This is a genomic window from Amycolatopsis camponoti (assembly GCF_902497555.1).
GTDB classification, from domain to species: domain Bacteria; phylum Actinomycetota; class Actinomycetes; order Mycobacteriales; family Pseudonocardiaceae; genus Amycolatopsis; species Amycolatopsis camponoti.
Window position 1 is genome coordinate 1,086,183 of sequence record NZ_CABVGP010000002.1, and the last position, 18,560, is coordinate 1,104,742.

At 72.1% G+C, this 18,560-nt stretch carries 19 protein-coding genes; 9 read left to right on the forward strand and 10 right to left on the reverse strand.

Annotation, left to right across the window (positions count from 1 at the left end):
* Positions 1 to 40 precede the first annotated feature (40 nt).
* Positions 41 to 1,435 (reverse strand): mycothione reductase, encoded by a 1,395-nt coding sequence (locus tag AA23TX_RS25690; protein ID WP_155545400.1) that lies wholly within the window; start codon positions 1,433 to 1,435, stop codon positions 41 to 43.
* Positions 1,436 to 1,530: 95 nt separating this feature from the next.
* Positions 1,531 to 2,403 (reverse strand): M15 family metallopeptidase, encoded by an 873-nt coding sequence (locus AA23TX_RS25695; protein WP_230862702.1) that lies wholly within the window; start codon positions 2,401 to 2,403, stop codon positions 1,531 to 1,533.
* Between the two features lie 181 nt (positions 2,404 to 2,584).
* On the opposite strand from AA23TX_RS25695, the gene AA23TX_RS25700 reads away from it, so the two are divergent.
* The gene (locus AA23TX_RS25700) at positions 2,585 to 3,397 is read left to right on the forward strand and encodes a S1 family peptidase (protein WP_155545401.1); all 813 of its coding nucleotides are present in this window, start codon (positions 2,585 to 2,587) and stop codon (positions 3,395 to 3,397) included.
* A gap of 18 nt (positions 3,398 to 3,415) precedes the next feature.
* The gene (locus tag AA23TX_RS25705) at positions 3,416 to 3,850 is read left to right on the forward strand and encodes a GNAT family N-acetyltransferase (RefSeq protein ID WP_155545402.1); all 435 of its coding nucleotides are present in this window, start codon (positions 3,416 to 3,418) and stop codon (positions 3,848 to 3,850) included.
* 153 nt (positions 3,851 to 4,003) lie between these two features.
* Here the strand turns inward: AA23TX_RS25705 and AA23TX_RS25710 are convergent, their stop codons facing one another.
* The 3 genes from AA23TX_RS25710 to AA23TX_RS25720 all read right to left on the reverse strand — a co-directional run bounded on the left by AA23TX_RS25710 (position 4,004) and on the right by AA23TX_RS25720 (position 8,243).
* Positions 4,004 to 5,179 carry an 8-amino-7-oxononanoate synthase gene (locus tag AA23TX_RS25710; RefSeq protein WP_155545403.1) on the reverse strand — a complete coding sequence of 392 codons (1,176 nt, stop codon included), beginning with the start codon at positions 5,177 to 5,179 and terminating at the stop codon, positions 4,004 to 4,006.
* 106 nt (positions 5,180 to 5,285) lie between these two features.
* Positions 5,286 to 6,893 (reverse strand): DEAD/DEAH box helicase, encoded by a 1,608-nt coding sequence (locus AA23TX_RS25715; protein WP_155545404.1) that lies wholly within the window; start codon positions 6,891 to 6,893, stop codon positions 5,286 to 5,288.
* A gap of 327 nt (positions 6,894 to 7,220) precedes the next feature.
* Complete coding sequence (locus tag AA23TX_RS25720) at positions 7,221 to 8,243, reverse strand: serine protein kinase RIO (RefSeq protein ID WP_155545405.1); 1,023 nt, start codon at positions 8,241 to 8,243, stop codon at positions 7,221 to 7,223.
* 274 nt (positions 8,244 to 8,517) lie between these two features.
* On the opposite strand from AA23TX_RS25720, the gene AA23TX_RS25725 reads away from it, so the two are divergent.
* Positions 8,518 to 10,056: a phytoene desaturase family protein gene (locus AA23TX_RS25725; RefSeq protein WP_155545406.1), complete on the forward strand. Its 1,539-nt coding sequence runs from the start codon at positions 8,518 to 8,520 to the stop codon at positions 10,054 to 10,056.
* 54 nt (positions 10,057 to 10,110) lie between these two features.
* On the opposite strand, the gene AA23TX_RS25730 is transcribed toward AA23TX_RS25725, so the two are convergent.
* Entirely contained in the window at positions 10,111 to 11,007 is an 897-nt protein-coding gene (locus AA23TX_RS25730) for an MBL fold metallo-hydrolase (RefSeq protein ID WP_155545407.1), read from the reverse strand.
* A gap of 101 nt (positions 11,008 to 11,108) precedes the next feature.
* Between AA23TX_RS25730 and AA23TX_RS25735 the strand changes: the two genes are divergently transcribed.
* Positions 11,109 to 11,552, forward strand: a complete 444-nt coding sequence (locus AA23TX_RS25735) for a cytidine deaminase (protein ID WP_155545408.1) — start codon at positions 11,109 to 11,111, stop codon at positions 11,550 to 11,552.
* Between the two features lies 1 nt (position 11,553).
* A complete protein-coding gene (locus tag AA23TX_RS25740) occupies positions 11,554 to 12,411 on the forward strand; it encodes a LysR family transcriptional regulator (RefSeq protein WP_155545409.1) in 858 nt (285 codons plus the stop codon).
* Here the strand turns inward: AA23TX_RS25740 and AA23TX_RS25745 are convergent.
* Positions 12,381 to 12,935: a suppressor of fused domain protein gene (locus tag AA23TX_RS25745; protein ID WP_230862703.1), complete on the reverse strand. Its 555-nt coding sequence runs from the start codon at positions 12,933 to 12,935 to the stop codon at positions 12,381 to 12,383. The genes AA23TX_RS25740 and AA23TX_RS25745 overlap by 31 nt on opposite strands.
* Positions 12,936 to 13,019: 84 nt before the next feature.
* Between AA23TX_RS25745 and AA23TX_RS25750 the strand changes: the two genes are divergently transcribed.
* On the forward strand, positions 13,020 to 14,090 hold the full coding sequence (locus tag AA23TX_RS25750; protein WP_155545411.1) for an NAD(P)/FAD-dependent oxidoreductase: 1,071 nt from the start codon (positions 13,020 to 13,022) through the stop codon (positions 14,088 to 14,090).
* Positions 14,091 to 14,225: 135 nt separating this feature from the next.
* On the opposite strand, the gene yaaA is transcribed toward AA23TX_RS25750, so the two are convergent.
* Positions 14,226 to 14,972: a peroxide stress protein YaaA gene (gene yaaA, locus AA23TX_RS25755; protein ID WP_155545412.1), complete on the reverse strand. Its 747-nt coding sequence runs from the start codon at positions 14,970 to 14,972 to the stop codon at positions 14,226 to 14,228.
* A gap of 144 nt (positions 14,973 to 15,116) precedes the next feature.
* Here yaaA and AA23TX_RS25760 point away from each other — a divergent pair, with 144 nt between their 5' ends.
* From AA23TX_RS25760 to AA23TX_RS25770, 3 genes are read left to right on the forward strand one after another with little or no spacing between them, the layout of a single operon-like run.
* The gene (locus tag AA23TX_RS25760; RefSeq protein ID WP_155545413.1) at positions 15,117 to 16,070 is read left to right on the forward strand and encodes a GNAT family N-acetyltransferase; all 954 of its coding nucleotides are present in this window, start codon (positions 15,117 to 15,119) and stop codon (positions 16,068 to 16,070) included.
* Positions 16,071 to 16,125: 55 nt separating this feature from the next.
* On the forward strand, positions 16,126 to 16,959 hold the full coding sequence (locus AA23TX_RS25765) for a helix-turn-helix domain-containing protein (protein WP_155545414.1): 834 nt from the start codon (positions 16,126 to 16,128) through the stop codon (positions 16,957 to 16,959).
* A 16-nt stretch (positions 16,960 to 16,975) separates the two neighbouring features.
* The gene (locus AA23TX_RS25770) at positions 16,976 to 17,146 is read left to right on the forward strand and encodes a DUF397 domain-containing protein (protein WP_155545415.1); all 171 of its coding nucleotides are present in this window, start codon (positions 16,976 to 16,978) and stop codon (positions 17,144 to 17,146) included.
* Here AA23TX_RS25770 and AA23TX_RS25775 read toward each other — a convergent pair.
* Both AA23TX_RS25775 and AA23TX_RS25780 read right to left on the reverse strand, forming a co-directional pair.
* Positions 17,127 to 18,029 carry a 2-hydroxyacid dehydrogenase gene (locus AA23TX_RS25775; protein WP_155545416.1) on the reverse strand — a complete coding sequence of 301 codons (903 nt, stop codon included), beginning with the start codon at positions 18,027 to 18,029 and terminating at the stop codon, positions 17,127 to 17,129. The two genes, AA23TX_RS25770 and AA23TX_RS25775, sit on opposite strands and share 20 nt — an antisense overlap.
* 62 nt (positions 18,030 to 18,091) lie before the next feature.
* Positions 18,092 to 18,445: a VOC family protein gene (locus AA23TX_RS25780; protein WP_155545417.1), complete on the reverse strand. Its 354-nt coding sequence runs from the start codon at positions 18,443 to 18,445 to the stop codon at positions 18,092 to 18,094.
* Positions 18,446 to 18,560: the final 115 nt, after the last annotated feature.

Sequence of the window (18,560 nt, forward strand, 5' to 3'; positions counted from 1 at the left end):
CCCGCGGGCCGGGCGGTCGCCCCGCCCGGCCCGCGGTGACTCAGTCCAGGGGCAGGTTGAGCAGGGCGTTCTCGACCAGCTCCGGCATCGCCGGGTGGATCCAGTACTGCCCGCGCGCCATCGAGCGCGCGTCCAGGCCGAAGCTCATCGCCTGGATCAGCGGCTGGATCACCGACGACGCCTGCGGCCCGATGATGTGCGCGCCGAGCAGCTGGCCGGTCGCGGGGTCGGCGAGGAGCTTCGCGAAACCCGTCGTGTCCTCCATCGCCCAGCCGTACGCGATCCCGGCGTAGTCCTGCTTCGAAGTGACGTAGGAGACGCCCTTCGCGCGCGCCTTCTGCTCGGTGAGCCCGACGGAGGCGACCTGCGGGTGGGTGAACACCGCGTGCGGCACGAACCGGTGATCGGCCTTGATCCGCTCGTCCGGGTGCAGCAGGTTGTGCTGCACCACGCGGGATTCGTGGTTCGCGACGTGCTTCAGCTCGTGCGGCGAGGAGAGGTCGCCGAGCGCGTAGATGCCCTCGACCACGGTCTCCTGGTAGTCGTCCACCACGACGTGCCCACTGTCCAAAGTGGTCACTCCGGTGGCGGCGACGTCGAGCAGGTCGGAGTTCGGCTTCCGGCCGGTGGCGATCAGCAGGAGGTCGGCCTCGACGGTTTCCGCGCCCTGCGGGCCTTCGAGGTCCAGCGCGACGCCGCTGTCGGTCTTGCGCGCCCGCACGGTCTTGCGGTCCAGGCGGACGTCGAAGCGTTCCGAAGCCAGCTCGGTGAAGCGCGCGCTGACGTCCTCGTCTTCCGAGCGCAGCAGCCGCCCGGAGCGGTTGACCAGCGTGACCTGCACGCCGAAGGACGCGAAGACGTGCGCGAACTCGGCCGCGATGTACCCGCCGCCGAGGATGACGATGCGCTCGGGCAGCTCGTCGAGGCGCATCACCGTGTCGGACGTGTGGTAGTCGACGTCGCTCAGGCCCGGGATGTCCGGGATGACCGGGCGCCCGCCCGCGGCGAGCACGAACTGGTCGGCGGTGAGCACCTCGTCGGTGCGGCCGTCGGAGAAGCTGACGCGCAGCTCCTTGTGCCCGGTGAAGCGGCCGGTGCCCTCGTAGACGTCGACGTTCTTGTTGTCCTCGTGGCTGCGGCGGTACTCCGCGCCGCCCGCGGCGATCGGGTCGATCCGGCCGAAGATCCGGTCGCGGATGTCGCGCCAGCGCACGCCCTTCAGCTCTTCGTCGACGCCGTACTTCGCGCTGTGCGAAGGCGTGTACGCGACGTCGGCGGCGTACACGAACATCTTCGTCGGGATGCAGCCGACGTTCAGGCAGGTGCCACCGAAGGTGCCCTTCTCCACGATCGCCGTCTTCTTGCCGGCGAAGTCCGGGCCGAGGATGGAGTTCCCCGATCCCGTCCCGACGATCACCAGGTCGTAGTGGGGCACTGCATCCTCCGCGGGGTCGGTTCCGGTCGTTCACCCTAGCCAACCGTCGCCGCGAAGCGCGTGTTCCCGCCTGTGCTTAACGTCGTATTACGTGCTCAGTGGCCGTTGCCGGTGAAGTGCATCCGGTCCTTCGGGCTGGTCCAGGCACCGCCCCAGCTCCACCCGATCGCCGCGAACGCGCGCACGGTCGCGTCCCCGGCCAGGACCATGCCCGGACGGCGGTTCGCGCGGTCGAGGTAGGCCGAGGCCAGCTCGGGCAGCACGAGCGCGCCCTGGGTGTAGGGGTTGCAGAACGGGTTGACGTCCACCGCGAGCCCGTACGCGTGCGCCGACCAGCTGGTCTGCCCGCGTGCCGGGCGGCAGACGAACGCGCTGGTCGAGTTGCCGTCGCCGGTCGGCGGCGCGGTCAGCTCGGCCGGGCTGGTCACGCGCATCTCCTCCAGCGGGAAGCGCGCGGCGAAGAGCTGCCCGAAGACCTGGGTGATGCCGGTGGCGCCTTTCGCGTTGACCAGCATCTCGCCGGTGTGCGCGCGGCCGTCGAACCCGCGGAAGGACATCGTCAGGTAGCGCAGGTCGGCGGACTTGACCGGGCAGGCCGGCTGCCAGGTGCTGCGCGCGAGGACGTCGGCGGGCACCGCGCTGATCGTCGCGTGGTACGCACCGTCGGCCGGCGGCGGTAAGACGTCTTTTGTCGGAAGTGCCCGGTTCACCAGTTCGGGTGGCGTCGGCTCGATCTCCCCGAAGCCGCCGGGGCCGAGGGGGAGCGGACGGGCACCCACCTGCCAGGTGACGGCGGGCGCTTTCGCCGCCGCCGGCGGCGCCGAAGTCACCGGGGCGGGGGGTTTGGCCACCGCGGTCGGGGCCGGCGTCGCGGCCACCGGCTGCGGGCTCTGCGGGACTTCCGACGTGCAGGCGCCCAGCGTGAGAGCCAGGAGCGTGCCGCACGCCGCCGTCGCTGTCGGTCGCATCGAATCAGCTTGACAGAAGCGTTCGGTGAGCGCGGAGTCCACCCGTTTCAGTGACACCGTTTCGGGCCCACTCCGATTAGGGTATTCAGCGCCGCTCGTTCACGCACCGGAGTCATCCGGGTGCCGAGCGCTCTGACTTGTGCTGTTCGCTCGTGTTGATTTGAAAGAGGGGGAACGACCCATGTCCGTGAAGTCCCGCCGATCCCTGCTGCTCGTGAGCGGCGCGCTCCTCGCGGTCGCCGCGGCCGCCGTCCCGGTGGTGGTCGGCACGGCGTCGGCGGACCCGGCGTCCGCCAACCAGCCGCGGATCGTGGGCGGTGACAAGGCCTCGCTCTCCGATCACCCGTACGCGGTGTACCTGACCGACGCGGGCGGCAACCAGTTCTGCGGCGCCGTCATCGTCAGCTCGACGGCGGTCGCGACGGCCGCGCACTGTGCCAAAGCGGTGGGGAAGTCGGACGTCCGCGTGGTGGCCGGCCGGGAGGACAAGCGCACCGACGACGGTGACGTGCTGAGCGTGTCGAAGGTCTGGATCAGCAAGGGCTACACCGACCCGACGCAGGGCGACGACATCGCGGTCCTGACCGTCCGCGGCCAGTTCAACTACCGGCCCGCGAAGCTGCCCGGCAACGGTGACGCGGCGTCGTACAGCGCGGGCACGAAGGCGACGGTGCTCGGCTGGGGCCGCGTCGCCGACGGCGGCGACCGGTCCGACTACCTGCGCAGCGCCCAGGTCCCGGTGGTCTCGGACAGCGCCTGCCGCTCCGACTACTCGGTGTACGACCAGAAGACGATGGTCTGCGCGGGCTACCCCGAGGGCGGCATCGATGCCTGCCAGGGCGACTCCGGCGGCCCGCTCGTGGTGGGCGACACGCTGATCGGGATCGTGTCCTTCGGCGACGGCTGCGGCAAGGCGGGCAAGCCGGGGGTCTACACGCGCGTCTCGGCGTACACCGACGACATCGAGGCCCAGGCCAAGCCGCGCCTCTTCTAGTCGTGGTAAGCAGGGGGCATGCCGACCCTGCACGACGCGACCGGGCCCGAGCTGACCGCCGCCCAGCTCCACGACATCCTCCGCCTGCGCGTGGACGTGTTCGTGGTGGAGCAAAAGGCGGCGTACCCCGAGCTGGACGGCCGTGACCTGCGGCCAGACACCCGCCACCTGTGGTTCTCGGACGCCAGTGGAGTGCTGTCATACCTGCGGGTCCTGGCGGATCCGGGCGGCGTCCGCCGCATCGGCCGCGTGGTGACGGCGCCCTCCGCCCGCGGCCGGGGCCTGGCGGCCCAGCTGATGGACGCGGCCCTGCTCACCCCGGGCGAGTACGTCCTGGACGCGCAAACGTACGTCCAGGGCTTCTACGCGCGCTACGGCTTCGTCCCGGAAAGCGCGGAGTACGAGGACGAAGACGGAATCCCGCACATCACCATGCGCCGCCTCCCGCAGTAATCGGCGTGATCAGAGAGTCGACACGCGTGATCGAAAGGTCGACACGCGTGACTGGAGGGACGACACGGAGAGCGGCCCGCGGTGAAGTCGTGTCGACCCTCTGATCACGCGTGTCGACTCCTCAATCACGCGTGTCGACCCTCTGGGCACGGCTCAGGCGGTCGCACCCCGAGGCGCCGTCGCCGTGATCACCTTCACCGCGCGGTCCACATCGGACTCCGTGAGGTCGGCCCGCGCGGTCAGCCGCAGCCGCGAGATGCCGTCCGGCACCGACGGCGGCCGGAAGCACCCGACGCGGATGCCCTGCTCCGCGCACGCCCCCGCCCACGCGACAGCCGCCTCCGCGGACGGCGCCTGAACCGAGATCACGGCCGCGTCCGGCAGGCTCGCCTTCAGCCCGGCCGCCTGCAACGACATCGCCAGGTTGCCCGCGTTCTCCAGCACCTTCCCCGCCAGCCCCGGCTCCTCCTTCAGCGCGTGCAACGCGGCCAGCGCGGCGGCGGCGCTCGCGGGCGCCAAAGCGGTGTCGAAGATGAAGCTGCGAGCCGTGTCCACCAGGTGCTTGATCACGCGACGCGGCCCCAGCACCGCCCCGCCCTGGGCGCCGAGGGACTTCGACAGCGTCAACGTCGTGACGACGTCGGGCGCGCCCGACAGCCCGGCCGCGTGGACGGCGCCCCGGCCGCCGTCGCCGAGGATGCCGAAGCCGTGTGCGTCGTCGACCAGCATCGCCGCGCCGTGCGAACGGCAGATCCCGGCCAGCTCGGCGAGCGGGGCGAGGTCGCCGTCGACCGAGAACACCGAGTCGGTCACCACCAGCGCCCGCGGTTTCCGCCGGGTCGCCAGCGCGTTCTCGATCGCCGACGGCGTCGCGTGCGCGACCGCGGCGACGTCGGCCCGCGAGAGCCGGCAGCCTTCGATCAGCGACGCGTGGATGTACTTGTCGGTGACGATCGCGGACTCGGACCCCGACAGCGCCGTCACCGCTCCGAGGTTCGCGGCGAAGCCGGAGGAGAACACCAGCGCCGCCTGCACGCCGCAGAACCGGGCGAGGTCCAGTTCCAGCTCGGTGTGCAGCTCGGTGGATCCGGTGACCAGCCGGGAGCCGGTCGACCCGGCGCCCCAGCGCAGCGCGGCGGCCGCGGCGGCCCCGGCGACGCGCTTATCGCGGGCCAGCCCGAGGTAGTCGTTGCCGGCCAGGTCCAGCTCGTCCGTCTTCGCGGGACGCGGGCGCAGCTGCCGCACGAGCCCCGCGTTCGCCCGCTTCTCCGCCTCGGTGTCGAGCCAGTCGAAAACCTCTTCGGGCGGGAGAGCCGGCGGCGTAGTCACGTCCCGCAGTCTCCCACCCGGGCTCCGCGCGGCCGGGAAGCGGGCCCGGAAACGCCGGAAGCCCCGGACCGAGGTCCGGGGCTTCCGAAAACTTCCGAGCAGACGATCAGCTGTCGTAGCCGCGACGCGGGCCACGGCTCGGGCGGCCGTAGCCACCGCCGTTGCCCGAGCGCGGCTGACGGCTGCGGCCACCGAAGCCGGCGGGACGGCCTTCACGGTTGCCGGCACCCTCACGGGAGCCCTGGTGGTACCCGCCGCGGTCGCCCCCGCGGTCACCACGGTCGCCGCCGTAGGTGCCGCGGTCGCCGCCACGGTCACGGTCGCCGCGGTAGCCGCCGCGACCCGAACCGCCGAAGCCACGGTCGCCGCCGCGGAAACCGCCGCCACCGCGACGCGGGTTCTCGCGCCGACGCTCGATGACCGGCTCGCCGCTGGGCTCCTGGGCACCGGTGATGCGGGTCAGCGCTTCGTCACCCGGACGGACCATCGTGGACTCGGCGCGGACGCCGGCCCGGTCGGTCATCCGCTTGACCATGCGGCGCTGGTCGTTGGTGACCAGCGTGACGACGACACCGGACGCCCCGGCGCGCGCCGTGCGGCCCGCGCGGTGGAGGTAGTCCTTGTGGTCGGCCGCCGGGTCGACGTGCAGCACCAGCGAGATGTTGTCGACGTGGATGCCGCGCGCGGCGACGTCCGTGGCGACGAGCACCGGCGAGTGGCCTTCCTTGAAGTCGGCCAGGACGCGGTTGCGCTGCCCCTGCGTCTTGCCGCCGTGCAGGGCCTGCGCGTTCACGCCCTGCTCGCGCAGGCGCTCGGTGAGGCGGTCGACGTGGTGCTTGGTCCGCACGAACATGATCGTGCGGCCCTCGCGGGCGCCGATCTGCGTGATGATGTCCTGCTTGTCCTGGTGCGACACCTGGAGCACGTGGTGGTCCATGGTGTCGACGCTCGCGGTCGACGGCGCGACCGAGTGCGTGACCGGGTCGGTCAGGTACTGCCGGACCAGGCGGTTGACGTCACCGTCGAGCGTCGCCGAGAACAGCAGCCGCTGCCCACCCGGCGGGGTGAGGTCCATGATCTCGCGGACCTGCGGCATGAAGCCCATGTCCGCCATCTGGTCGGCCTCGTCGAGCGCGATGAAGTTGCAGTCGCCCAGGTGCGCGGTGCCCTGCCGGACGTGGTCCGACAGCCGGCCCGGGGTGGCGATCAGCAGGTCGACGCCGCGGGAGAGCGCGTCGGCCTGACGGGCGAACGCCATGCCGCCGACGGCCGTGCGGCACCACAGGCCGAGCGACTTGGCCAGCGGGGTCAGCGAGTCGGCCACCTGCATGGCCAGCTCGCGGGTCGGGACGAGGATCAGCGCGCGGGGGCGCTTCGGGCGGGCCTTGCCGTCGGCGAGCCGGGCCAGCATGGCCAGGCCGAAGGCGAGGGTCTTGCCGGAGCCGGTCTGGGCGCGGCCCAGCACGTCGCGGCCGGCCAGGGCGTCCGGGATGGTCGCGGACTGGATCGGGAAGGGGCTGGTGATGCCCGCGTCGGCCAGCGCGCGGAGCAGCGGCTCCGGCAGGCCGAGCTGGGCGAAGGTCTTGGTGGCCACGGTCTCGACTGCGTCGTCGCGCAGCATGTCCCCACCGGCGGGGCGCTGACGCGGCCGACGGTCGGGACGGTCCGCGTGCGCGGACGTCGAGGAAGGGCCGGAGTTGAACGTGACGGTCACAAATGCCTCTCGGACACGGTTCGTCACAAGGAGGCCCGGGCTCCCCGCGCGCAGGCAGGGCAAGATGGTGTGCAGTGGGCGTTCACAGGGACGGACCCGGCACACTGTGTCTTGCGCTTTCTTGACACTGCGCGCCGCTTGGGGGGTTACGGATCACCGCGAGCCATTCGGTGGCTCTGGAGGCGACGGACACCAACTCATCCACGCCGCCGGTTGCGGTCTGAATCGATAGTACCTGAGGGTGGGCTGGTCCTCCGCATGGAGGTGACCGGTTGTGGGCGGCGTCGCAGGCGTGTTCCACGCCACACCCGCGACGCCGCCGCGAGATCACCCGAGCCCGGCGGCGGAAAAGAGCTCCGCCAGCAGGTCGTCGGTCTTCGTCACGTGCTCGCCGAGGCCGCGGCCGTGGAACCAGCCGGCGAGGTTGCGCACGTCCCGCGCGAGGAACTCGACGCCGGCGGGGTTGGCGACGACGTCGACCACCTGCGGCAGGTCGATCACCACCAGCCGGCCCCGGTGCACCAGCAGGTTGTACGCCGAGAGGTCGCCGTGCGCGAGGCCTTCCGAAGCGAGCAGCTCCAGCGCCGCGGTGGCCTGGAACCACAGGTCGGTCAGCTCGTCCGGCTCCGGGCGCACCTGGGCCAGCCGCGGCGCGGCCGTCCCGTCGTCCTCGCCGAGGAACTCGAGGAGCAGCTCGGTGCCGTTGCGCTGCACCGGGTACGGCACCGGCGCGCCGAGCGTCCACAAGCGACTCAACGCGGCGAACTCCGCGACGGTCCACTGTTCGGCGATCAGGTTGCGGCCGAACGCGCTGCGGTGCTCGATCGCGCGCATCTCGCGGGAGCGGCGCATCCGCCGTCCTTCGAGGTAGCCCGCGTCGCGGTGGAACAGCTTGTGTTCGTCGCTGCGGTAGCGCTTCGCGGCGAGCAGCGTGCCGGGGGTGCCGGGCAGGCCGCGCCGCAGCAGGTGGACGTCGGCCTCCTTTCCGGTCTTGAGGACGCCGAGGTCGGTGTCGACGGCGGCGAGCTCGGTGACGACCCAGTCGGGCCGGGGGAGCGGGCCGTGTTCGGCGTCGTCCCAGGTGGACCAGCGGTCGGCGCCGTCCGGCAGCTGGGTTTCGGTGTAGGCGTCGTCGCGGAGCTTGGCGAGCCGGACGCGTTCGCCTTCGGTGAGCCGGCCGCGGCGGGCCGGTTCGGGTTCGTCGTCGTACCGCGCGCGGCGGTTCGGCCGTTCGCGGGTTTCCTCGTCGAACCGTCCGCGGCGAGCGGGACGCGGGTCTTCGAAGCGCGTGCTCCGGTGTGCAGGGCGCGCGTCGAAAAGATCGAAGTCATCGGAATCGTGCTGGCGCACTGGTGGGTTTCTCCTTGGTCAGGGATGCCCCACCGGGCGCGTGATCAGCCTCGGGGGGCGGGTGGGTGAGGGCGCGAGAAGGCCCGGACATCCATCACGACAGGCACCTCCCGGCTCTCGAACCCCGGCTCCCTGCCGGTTGCGTTCCAGCTTGCCGGACCGGTCCGGGGCCGCGCAACCGAATAGCGCGAAAGGACCGTTCGCGACGTTTCCTTGAATTCCACCCGCCGTCGTGGCCACGATGAACGGGCAGGCAACACCCGAGGAGGGGCGGATGGATTCCTACGACGTCGTGGTCGTCGGCGGTGGTCACAACGGGCTGGTGGCGGCCGCGTACCTGGCTCGGGCGGGCCGGTCGGTGCTCGTGCTCGAACGGCGCGGGGAGACCGGTGGCGCCGCCGTGTCGTTCCGCGCGTTCGACGGCGTCGACGTCCGGCTTTCGCGCTATTCCTACCTGGTCAGCCTGCTGCCGGCGAAGATCGTGGCCGACCTCGGCCTCGACGTGCGGCTGAAGCGGCGCCGGATGTCGTCCTACACACCCACGGGCGACTCGGGTCTCCTTGTCGACACGGGCGACGACGGCCGGACGGCGGAGTCGTTCCGCGCGGTCACCGGGTCCACATCGGACTTCGCCGCGTGGCGCCGGTTCTCGGAGCTGACCGGCGGTGTCGCCGAACGCGTCTTCGGCACGCTCACCGAGCCACTTCTGTCCGAAGTGGACTTCCGCTCGCGGGTGGGCGGCGCCGACGCGTGGTCGGTGTTGTTCGAGCGGCCGATCGGCGAGACGCTCACGTCCTGGTTCGGTGACGACACGGTCCGCGGCGTCGTGCTCACCGACGCGCTGATCGGCACGTTCGCCGCGGCGGGTGACGAGGACCTGCGGCAGAACAGGTGCCTGCTCTACCACGTGATCGGCGGCGGAACCGGCGACTGGGACGTCCCGGTCGGCGGCATGGGCGCGGTGACGAGCTCGCTGGCGGCGGTGGCCGCCGCGGCGGGCGCGCGGCTCGTGACCGGGGCGGAGGTGCTCTCGGTCGATCCGGACTGCGAGGTGCGCTACCGCCGCGACGACACCGAACACGTGGTTCGCGGCGGCCACGTCCTGGCGAACGTCGCACCGGCCACGCTGGCGCGGCTGCTGGGCGAGGAGCCGCCGGAGCGGTCGGAAGGCGCGCAGCTGAAGGTGAACATGGTGCTGTCCCGGCTGCCGAAGCTGCGCGACCCGCACGCGGACCCGGCGGAGGCGTTCGGCGGCACGTTCCACGTCAACGAGACGTTCAGCCAGCTGGAGACGGCCTACCGCGAGGCGGCGGCGGGGAAGATCCCCACGCTGCCGCCGTGCGAGATCTATTGTCATTCGCTGACGGACCCGTCGATCCTCGGGCCGGCCGAACGCGCGGCGGGCGTGCAGACGCTGACGTTGTTCGGCCTGCACATGCCGGCCCGCCTCTTCGAGGGGCGCAACGAAGAGGCGCGCGAAGCGGCGTTGCGCGCGACGCTGGCTTCGTTGAACAGCGTGCTGGCCGAGCCGATCGAGGACTGCCTGCTGACAGCGCCGGACGGGAAGCCGTGCGTGGAGGCGAAGACCCCACTCGACCTGGAGTCCGAGCTGGGTTTGCCGGCCGGGCACATCTTCCACCGCGACCTGGCGTGGCCGTTCGCGACGGACCCGGCCCAGGAGGGCAAGTGGGGAGTGGAGACACCCCACGAGCGCGTGCTGCTGTGCGGCGCGGGAGCGGTGCGAGGAGGTGGTGTCAGCGGCATCCCCGGCCACAACGCGGCGATGGCGGTGCTGGGTGTGGACGCCGGCTGAAGAGCGGGGCCGGCGTGCACCCGGCCGCCGCCCCGCAGTCCGGCGGTTCCCCGGTCAGGCTCGGGCGGCGTCATGCTCGGCGCACAGGCACCCGACACCCGGCTCGATCCACTCTTGTCCGGCCCACTCCGGATGGCGCTCGACGAGCACCGCCCGCACCTCGGCGGCGATGGTCTCCACGCCGAGACCCGAGTCTCGCCGGCGCCAGGTCTCGTCCCGCAGCTCGCTCAGGTAGTCACGGACGTCGGTGAGCACCGCGACGCCGCCGACCTCTCCGTGGCCGGGCACCACCACGCGGGGCCCGTCCGAAACCAGCCGGTCCAGGACCGAAAGCCACCCGGCGCCGGTGACGTCCGTGTCGTGCGGCGGGAACCACGGGAGGATCGCGAACTGCCCGGTCTCGGCCAGGTCGCCGGTGAACAGCACGCCCGCGTCCGGCACCTCGACGACCTGGTCACCGAGGGTGTGGCCCCGGCCCGTGGGCCGCAGCCGGACCGTCCGGCCGCCCAGGTCCAGCTCGTGCGAGCCGTCGTAGACCTCGTCCGGGACCGGGATCCGGACGTCCTCCAGGCGGGCCGCGATCGCCGGGTCCAAGCCTCGGAACATCCGGAGGTAACCCGCGCCCTTGGTGGTCAGGTCGTCCGCTTGGCCGCGGTTGACCAGGTAGGTGGCGGCACCGGCGAACACCTGCGCGCCGTAGGCGTGCTCCGGGTGGAAATGCGTTGTCGTCAAGAAGAGGCGGCGGCCGGCGGCCACCGACGTCGCGAACGCGAGCACCTCCGACGCGTTCGCGGTGCCCAGGCCCGTGTCGACGACCAGCACGGCCTCTGTGCCGCCGATGACGCCGATGTTGGGCACGAGGTCGACGCCGTGGTTCGGGATCACCAGCAGGTCCGGGGCGATTTCGCGGGCGCCGGCCACCTGGACGGCGGGATCGGTCATGTCGGTCATGACCCGATTCCACCGCCGGGGCACCGGCGCCGTCCAAGACCGATTTCGGTGCTCCGATACCCGGCGGACATCGTCGCCGGTCGCGGTTACTGTTCGGGGTTATGGGAGTCGATCAGGAACTGGTGGACGCGGCGATCGCGTTGGCGCGCGGCCGCTTCGGGGGGACACCGTGGTCCGGCGCGGCCGCGCTGCGTCTCGACGACGGCACGATACTGACGAGCACGGCACCGGAGTTCCCGAACCAGGGGGTCAGCCTGTGCCACGAAACCGGTGCGATCTGCGAAGCCTTCAAGCTGGACCGCCGCGTGACGGGCTCGGTGTGCGTCACCGCCGCCGACGAAGACCGCGGCTACTGGGTCCTGGCGCCCTGCGGGGTCTGCCAGGAACGGCTCTTCGCCCACGGCCCGGACGTCGAGGTCGCCGTGCCCGAGCCCGCCGACCCGCGCCGGTGGCGGGCGCTGCGGCTGCGGGACGTCCAGCCGCACTGGTTCGCGCGCGTCTTCCCCGACGACGTCTGGCCCTACGAGACCCGGCAGCCGAGCTGAGGTGGAGCTGCGCACGCTGCGGTACTTCGTGGCCGTCGCCGAAGAACTCCACTTCGGCCGGGCCGCCGCGCGGCTGCACATGAGCCAGCCGCCGCTGAGCCGTGCCATCAAGCAGCTGGAAGCCGACGTCGGGGCCGTGCTGCTGGTGCGGTCGGCCGCGGGCGTCGCGCTCACCCCGGCCGGCGCGGCCCTGCTCGAGGAGGCGCGCTCCCTCCTGGAGCAGGCCGAACGGGCGCGGGCGCGCGTGGCCGGAGTCGCGACGATCACCGTCGGCCTCCTCGCCGACAGCGCCGACCCGGACGCGACGCGGCTGGCCGACGCCTACCGCCGGCAGCACCCGGACGTCGAGGTCCGCGTCCGTGACACGGACCTGACCGACCCGACGTGCGGGCTGCGCGCCGGGCTCGTCGACGTCGCCCTGACCCGCGGGCCGTTCGACGAGACCGGCCTGACCGTGCACCGGCTGCGTGAAGACCGGGTGGGCGCGGTGCTGCGCGCCGACGATCCACTGGCCGGCCGCGACCACCTGGAGCTGGCCGAACTGGCCGGCCGGCGCTGGTTCCGGTTTCCGGACGGCACCGACCCCGTCTGGCAGGAGTACTGGCACGGCGGCGAACCCCGCGAGGGGCCGGTGGTACGCGCGGTGCAGGAGTGCCTGCAGGCCGTGCTCTGGAACGGGACCGTCGGGCTGATGCCGCTCGGCCACCGGCCGCCGGGCGAGCTGACCGTCGTCCCGGTCACCGACCTGGCGCCGAACCCGGTGGTCGTCGCGTGGAAGGACGCGAGCCCGCTGGTCCGGTCGTTCGCGGCGCTCGCGGCGGCGGCGTATCAGACGACCGGCGGGCGCCGGACGTCGTAGAGGTCCCAGTCCAGCTGCCAGAACGCGTCGATGCCGTGCTCGCGGATGTACTTCCGCTCGGTGTCGTGCACCGGGAAGCAGCCGGCGATGCTGATGGGCGCGCCGCCGATGTCGATCAGCGTGTACTGGTGCGCGTCGAGGCCCGCGGGCGCGCACACGGCGAAAGCGGTCATCCGGGACTCTGGCGCGATCGGCTCGCCGAAGTCGATCGTGTCGCCGTAGACGAACGGGCAGGTGCCCCGCAGCTGCTCGGCGAGGTAGCCGATGGCCAGCGCCCACACCGGGTCGTCGGACCGGACGCTGATCCACAGCTCGGGTTTCACGCCGTGCCACTCGGCGTGGTCGGCCAGCGAAAGGCCGTACGTCACCCCGGTCAGGTATCTCGGCTCCGGCTCGTCGGCGTAGACGAACGCGATGACGTCGTCGAGCCCGTCGTGGGTCGACGGGATCGGCTGCAGCCGGGGCTCGGTGCTCCCGGTCAGGGTGTCGAGATGGGCGACATACCGCTCGGCACGGCTCGGCATGGCGCGCAGCATACGGCCGCCCGCCCGGGGGCGCGGGGCAATCCCGGTGGCCCGGGCGCGGCACGGTCGGGCAGGGTGGGGGACATGCGAGTCCTCGTGATCGGCAGTGGAATCGGCGGCGCGGCAACGGCCTGGCACCTGGCGGGCCGGGGCACGGAGGTGGTCGTGGCGGACGCGGCCCGGCCGGGGACGGCCACCGAAGCCGGCGCCGGGATCGTGAGCCCGTGGACGTCGCGCTGGGAAGACGCGCTGTACCCGCTCGCCTCGGCGGCCGGGCGGTACTACCGCGAGTTCACGGCCGCACTCGAGGATTCTTCGTTCGAGGTCGTCGGCGGCATGGTCGTCTCGGCTGAGGAAAGCGAACTGGCCGAGGCCCACGAAAGGCTGACCGCGCGCGCCGCGGACGCGCCCGAAATCGGCGAAATCCGGCGGCTCGACCCGGATCAGGCGCGAGAGCTGTTCCCCGCGCTGGCGCCCGGGCTGGGCGCGGTGCACCTCGCCGGCGCGGGTCGCGTCGACGGCCACCGGTTACGCCGGGCGCTCCTGGCGGATGCCGGGCGACGGGGCGCGAAGTTCGTCGAAGGCGAGGTCGCGTTCCGGGCCGACGGGACGGTCGCGGGTTCCGAAGGCCCGCTGGAAGCGGACAGCATCGTGGTCGCGGCCGGCGCGTGGAGCCGGGAACTGCTGGCACCGCTGGGGATCGACCTGCCGGTGACGCCGCACCGCGGCCAGATCAGCCACTTCGACCTGCCGGACACGGACACGTCGGCGTGGCCGGTGGTGCTGCCCCGCACGAGCCACTACCTCCTGGCGTTCGGCGGCGGCCGGGTGGTGGCGGGCGCGACGCGCGAGGCGGAGTCGGGCTTCGACTACCGCGTGACGGCGGCGGGCCAGCGCGAGGTGCTCGACAACGCGCTGACGGTGGCCCCGGGCCTGGCGAACGCGACACTGGCCGAGACGCGGGTGGGCTTCCGCCCGGGCACGCCCGACGGCTTGCCGATCCTCGGGGCACTGCGGCCGGGGCTGGCGGTGTCGACGGGCTTCGGCGCGGGCGGGCTGACGAACGCGCCGTTCGCGGGGAAGCTGGTCGCCTCGGTGGCGCTGGGGGAGGACCCGGGGTTCGACTTGACACCGTTCGCCCCGGACCGCTTTTGAGCGGCTGGCACCGCGGCCGGGCGACGGAGGCGGATCTCCTGGCCTTGCCGAAGATCCTGGACGGCGCGATCGACTGGCTCGGCCCACGGTTTCCGGCTTGTCCGGGTCGCCGAGGGGAGGTCTTCGAACGGGCCGTCAGCCCTCCGTGACCAGCTCCAGCGCGTGGTCGCCCGTGCGCTCGACCGTCATGCCCGCCCTTCGGATCACCTTCAGCAGCTGGTCCACAGTGGACGGTTCCGCCCGCGTGATCGCCAGTTCGCGCGCCAGGCGGCCCTTGTACGCCTTGTTGAAGTGGCTGACCGTCACGCGCTCGCCGTGGGCGTTCTCCGTCACCACGCGGACCGTCACCGCGTCCGGGCGCAGCTTCGCGAACGCCGAGTACGTGCCCGAGCGCAGGTCCACGACCAGGCCTTCCACCTGCTGCAACACCGGTTCGAGCACCGGCTTCCAGTGCCCGCGGACCGTCCCGAGCGACGGCAGCGAGTTCCCGCCGGACAGCCGGTACGCGGGAATCGGGTCGGTCGCCGACACCACGCCGAACAGCGACGACGTCACCGCCAGCCGCCGGTGGGCCTTCTCCAGGCCCGCCTTCGTGAAGCTCTTCACGTCGAGCGCGTCGTACAGGACGCCGGTGTAGCGGCGCAGTGCCGGCATCGTCGGCGACGTCAGCAGCTCCGCGTTGCGCGCCACCTCGCCGGACTGGCGCTCGGTGAGACCCAGGGCCGCGACGCTGCCCGGGACGTCACGCGCCAGCTCGACGAGCGCGTCGGCGAGCTTCGCGCGGGCCGGGTTCAGCTCGGGGAACGACAGCGCGCCCAGGTCGAGGGGGCCGCCGCGGCCGCCGTCGGCCTTGGTCTCGGAGGGAGGGAGGAGCACCAGCACGCACCGAGCGTACTTTGCCGGCTTTCGCCGATCCGATCACAGCCACGGCCGAAGGCTTTCGTGTCAACGGTCACGAGCCGCGGGTGCCGGCCGGATGGCGAAATCGGGGTGCGCGGACGCCGCCGTCCCGCCTAGCCTCCCGCCATGGACCTCACCTGGCGCCCGTTGACCCTCGACGACGTCCCCGCGTTGACCCGGCTGTACGCCGCGGCCGAGGAAGTCGACCGGACGGGTGACCACTTCAGCGACGAAGACCTCCGCGACGAGCTCGAAGGGCCCAACATCGACCTGGCCCGCGCCACCACCGGCGCCTGGGCGGGCGAGACGCTCGTCGGCTACGGCCTCGTCCGCCGCCGCGACGCCGCCGACCCCGTCCACATGCTCCGGCTCCAGTCGGTCGTGCACCCGGAGTACCGGACCGACGGCGTCGGCGCTCACCTGGTCGAGTGGTTCTCGCGGACGGGCCGCGAGGTCAACGAGCGCACCTTCCCGGACGCGCCGTTCGAGCTGCACCACGGCCGGCACCAGAACGAGCGCTGGATCGCCGGCGTCCTCGCCGGCGCCGGGTACACGCACGCGCGCACGATGGTCACCATGCGCGTCGGCCTCGACGACCTGCCGCCGCAGCCGCCGCTGCCGGACGGTTTCACGGCGGTCCCGTTCGACTTCGAGCACGACCTCGCGGTGCTCGACGCCCGCAACGACACCTTCGCCGGCCACTGGGGCAGCACGCTCTACGAGCCCGGCGCCTGGCGCCACCTGGTCACCGGCTCGAAGGACTTCCGTCCGGAGCTGTCGTACCTGATCCTCGACGGCGACAAGGTCCTCGCGTTCGTGCTGAGCCACTTCTACGCGTCCGAAGCCGCGGCGACGGGCATCCGCGAGCACTACGCCAGCTGGGTGGGAACGCGGGAGGCGCTGCGCGGCCGCGGCGTCGCGTCGGGGTTGCTGGGGCACACCCTTTCCGCGGTGAAAGCGGCGGGATTCGACCGGTCGGCGCTGAGCGTCGACGTCGACAACGCGCACCGCGCCCTGGGCGTTTACGAGCGGTGCGGATATCGCGTCGACGACGAATGGCACGTGTACGTGCTGTCCTGAAATCGGGACGCCCCACCGCCGATCGGGGAATGGACGGCATTCGTACCATCGCCGTATGAAGCCGACTTCCGCGTCCCCGGGTGCCAGAGCATTGGCCGCGTCACTGCGCGAATTGCGGATGACGCGGGGCAAAGGACTGCGCGAACTCGCCCGGATGGTGCGGATTCTCCCGCAGTTGCTGTCGGCGTGGGAAAAGGGGCAACGCGTCCCCGGCCCCGAGGACATCGCCCGGCTGCTGGGCGCGCTCCAGGTCGACGACGCGACCTACGAGCGCATGATGCGCCTGGCCAAGCGGGCGAAGGACGACAACTGGCTCGATTCGAACCCGTCGGACCTGCCGCCCGCGCTGAGCGGCATCGTCGAGTACGAGCGCACCGCCACCCGCATCACCATGTGGTCGCTGGCGGTGCTGCCGGGAATCCTGCAGTCCCCGGACTACGCGCGTGATGTGCTGAGCAATGCGGAAATCGCGCTGGATCAGGCGGACGCGATGCTGGTGGCGCGACTGAACCGCCAGCGGATCCTGGTGAAGCCGGAACCCGTGCGACTGACCGCATTCATCGGCGAAATGGCGATCCGCGAGGAGATCGGCAGCGTCGACATCATGTCCGACCAGATCGATCACTTGCTCGAGGTGGTGGCGTTCTCCAACGTTTCGCTGCGGATCGTGCCCGGGAACATCGGCTACCACCCGGGGCTGATCGGTCCGTTCGTGCTCTACGAGTTCGCCGAGTTGCCGCCCATCGTGCACTTGGAGAGCTCACACGCCACAGCGTTCCTGCACGACGCGAGAGTTGTCGCCGATTACCGGCGCCAGGCTAGGATCTTGGCTGGGAGAGCGTTGAGCGAAAGCGCCACCCGGGATCTGCTCCGGGAGGTCGCGCGATAACTCGGGAGGCCACCGCATGAAGAACGTCAGCTGGCGCAAGTCAAGCTACAGCGGGGGCCAGTCCGAGTGTGTCGAGGTGAAGCTCGACCGTTCCGTCGGCATCCGGGACACGAAGGCCCGTGAGCAGGGGCACCTGACCGTCACCCCCGCCGCGTGGGCCGCCGTCGTCACGGCTCTACGAGGTTGAGCAGCTCCTCACCCTCGACGTACCTCCGCAGCTGCTCGCCCGCCAGCTTCTTCGCGCGCGGATAAAACGACGCCGAGCCGCCCGCGATGTGCGGCGTGATGACCACGCCCGGCACCGTCCACAGTGGATGGTCCGCGGGCAGCGGTTCCGGGTCCACGACGTCGAGGCCCGCGCGCAGGCGGCCGGTGCGCGTCTCGGCCAGGAGGGCGTCCGTGTCGATCGCCGTGCCGCGGCCGACGTTCACCACCAGGGCGTCGTCGGGCAGCGCCGCCAGGGCCTTCGCGTCGAGCAGTCCGCGCGTCGCGGGGGTGTCCGGCAGGACGAGCACCACGATGTCGGCTTCGGGCAGCAGGTCCGGCAGCTCGGCGACGCCGTGGACGCCGTCCGCCGGCCGCGCACGGCTCGCCACCCGCGTCACCACGGCCTCCGCGGCGACGAGCTGGCGTTCGATCGCCTGCCCGATCGAGCCGTGGCCGACCAGGAGCACGCGGCTGTCGGCGAGGGACCGCGTGTGCTCGCGCACCCACTCGCCGCGCGCCTGCTGCGCGAACCAGCGCGGCAGATCACGCTGCGCCGCGTGGATCAACGCGAGCGCGTGCTCGGCGACGCTCAGGTCGTGCAGCCCCCGCCCGTTCGCCAGGCGCACGCCCTCGGGCAGCAGCGGCACCAGCGTCTCGACCCCGGCCGACAGCGACTGCACCACCCGCAGCGACGGCAGCTGTCCGATCAGCTTCGGCGGCTCCGCCCCGCGGTCGTACGGCAGCACGTAGAACTCGACGTCACCCAGCCCGGCCGGCGGCGACGAGACGCCGTCGTAGTAGGCGACCTCGACCCCTTCCGGCACGTCGATGTCGGTCCAGGGCAGCAGTACGCGAGCGCTCATGCCGCCTTTCTACCCGCTGCCGCGCGCCGCGGCCGCACGCCGCGACCGCATGCCACCACCGATCAGTGCTCACCTCCCGAGACGCAGAACTCGTTGCCCTCCGGATCCGTCAGCACCGTCCACGCCAGGCCCGGCACCTCGTGCTCCGCCACCTCCTTCGCGCCCAGCTCCACCAGCCGTTTCACCTCCGCCGCCCGATCGTCCCCGCCGAAGTCGACGTGGACTCTGTTCTTGCCCGCCCGTGGCTCGGGCACCCGTTGCAGGCCCAGTGGCAGCCCGCCCTCCGGGGGCGCCAGCACCAGGAACTCGCCCTCGTAGTCCTGCGCCACCGTCGTGCCCAGCGCCGCCGTCCAGAACTCCGCCAGACCGCGCGGATCCGCGCAGTCGATCGTGATCATGCCCATGTGGATCGCCATGTCCCGAAGCTAGCGGCGACCACCGACAAAAACGGGCCGCCGGGTGAGCCGAGTAACCCGTTGGAGTCAGAGCCGGGGGGTTGACTACCCTGAGCGGGATATGCACACCCGCCCG

Coding starts and splice junctions, on each gene's coding strand:
- AA23TX_RS25695 (WP_230862702.1), bottom strand. CDS start 2,403: ATGCGACCGACAGCGACGGCGGCGTGCGGCACGCTCCTGGCTCTCACG.
- AA23TX_RS25700 (WP_155545401.1), top strand. CDS start 2,585: ATGTCCGTGAAGTCCCGCCGATCCCTGCTGCTCGTGAGCGGCGCGCTC.
- AA23TX_RS25705 (WP_155545402.1), top strand. CDS start 3,416: ATGCCGACCCTGCACGACGCGACCGGGCCCGAGCTGACCGCCGCCCAG.
- AA23TX_RS25725 (WP_155545406.1), top strand. CDS start 8,518: ATGGATTCCTACGACGTCGTGGTCGTCGGCGGTGGTCACAACGGGCTG.
- AA23TX_RS25730 (WP_155545407.1), bottom strand. CDS start 11,007: ATGACCGACATGACCGATCCCGCCGTCCAGGTGGCCGGCGCCCGCGAA.
- AA23TX_RS25735 (WP_155545408.1), top strand. CDS start 11,109: ATGGGAGTCGATCAGGAACTGGTGGACGCGGCGATCGCGTTGGCGCGC.
- AA23TX_RS25745 (WP_230862703.1), bottom strand. CDS start 12,935: ATGCCGAGCCGTGCCGAGCGGTATGTCGCCCATCTCGACACCCTGACC.
- AA23TX_RS25750 (WP_155545411.1), top strand. CDS start 13,020: ATGCGAGTCCTCGTGATCGGCAGTGGAATCGGCGGCGCGGCAACGGCC.
- AA23TX_RS25760 (WP_155545413.1), top strand. CDS start 15,117: ATGGACCTCACCTGGCGCCCGTTGACCCTCGACGACGTCCCCGCGTTG.
- AA23TX_RS25765 (WP_155545414.1), top strand. CDS start 16,126: ATGAAGCCGACTTCCGCGTCCCCGGGTGCCAGAGCATTGGCCGCGTCA.
- AA23TX_RS25770 (WP_155545415.1), top strand. CDS start 16,976: ATGAAGAACGTCAGCTGGCGCAAGTCAAGCTACAGCGGGGGCCAGTCC.
- AA23TX_RS25775 (WP_155545416.1), bottom strand. CDS start 18,029: ATGAGCGCTCGCGTACTGCTGCCCTGGACCGACATCGACGTGCCGGAA.
- AA23TX_RS25780 (WP_155545417.1), bottom strand. CDS start 18,445: ATGGCGATCCACATGGGCATGATCACGATCGACTGCGCGGATCCGCGC.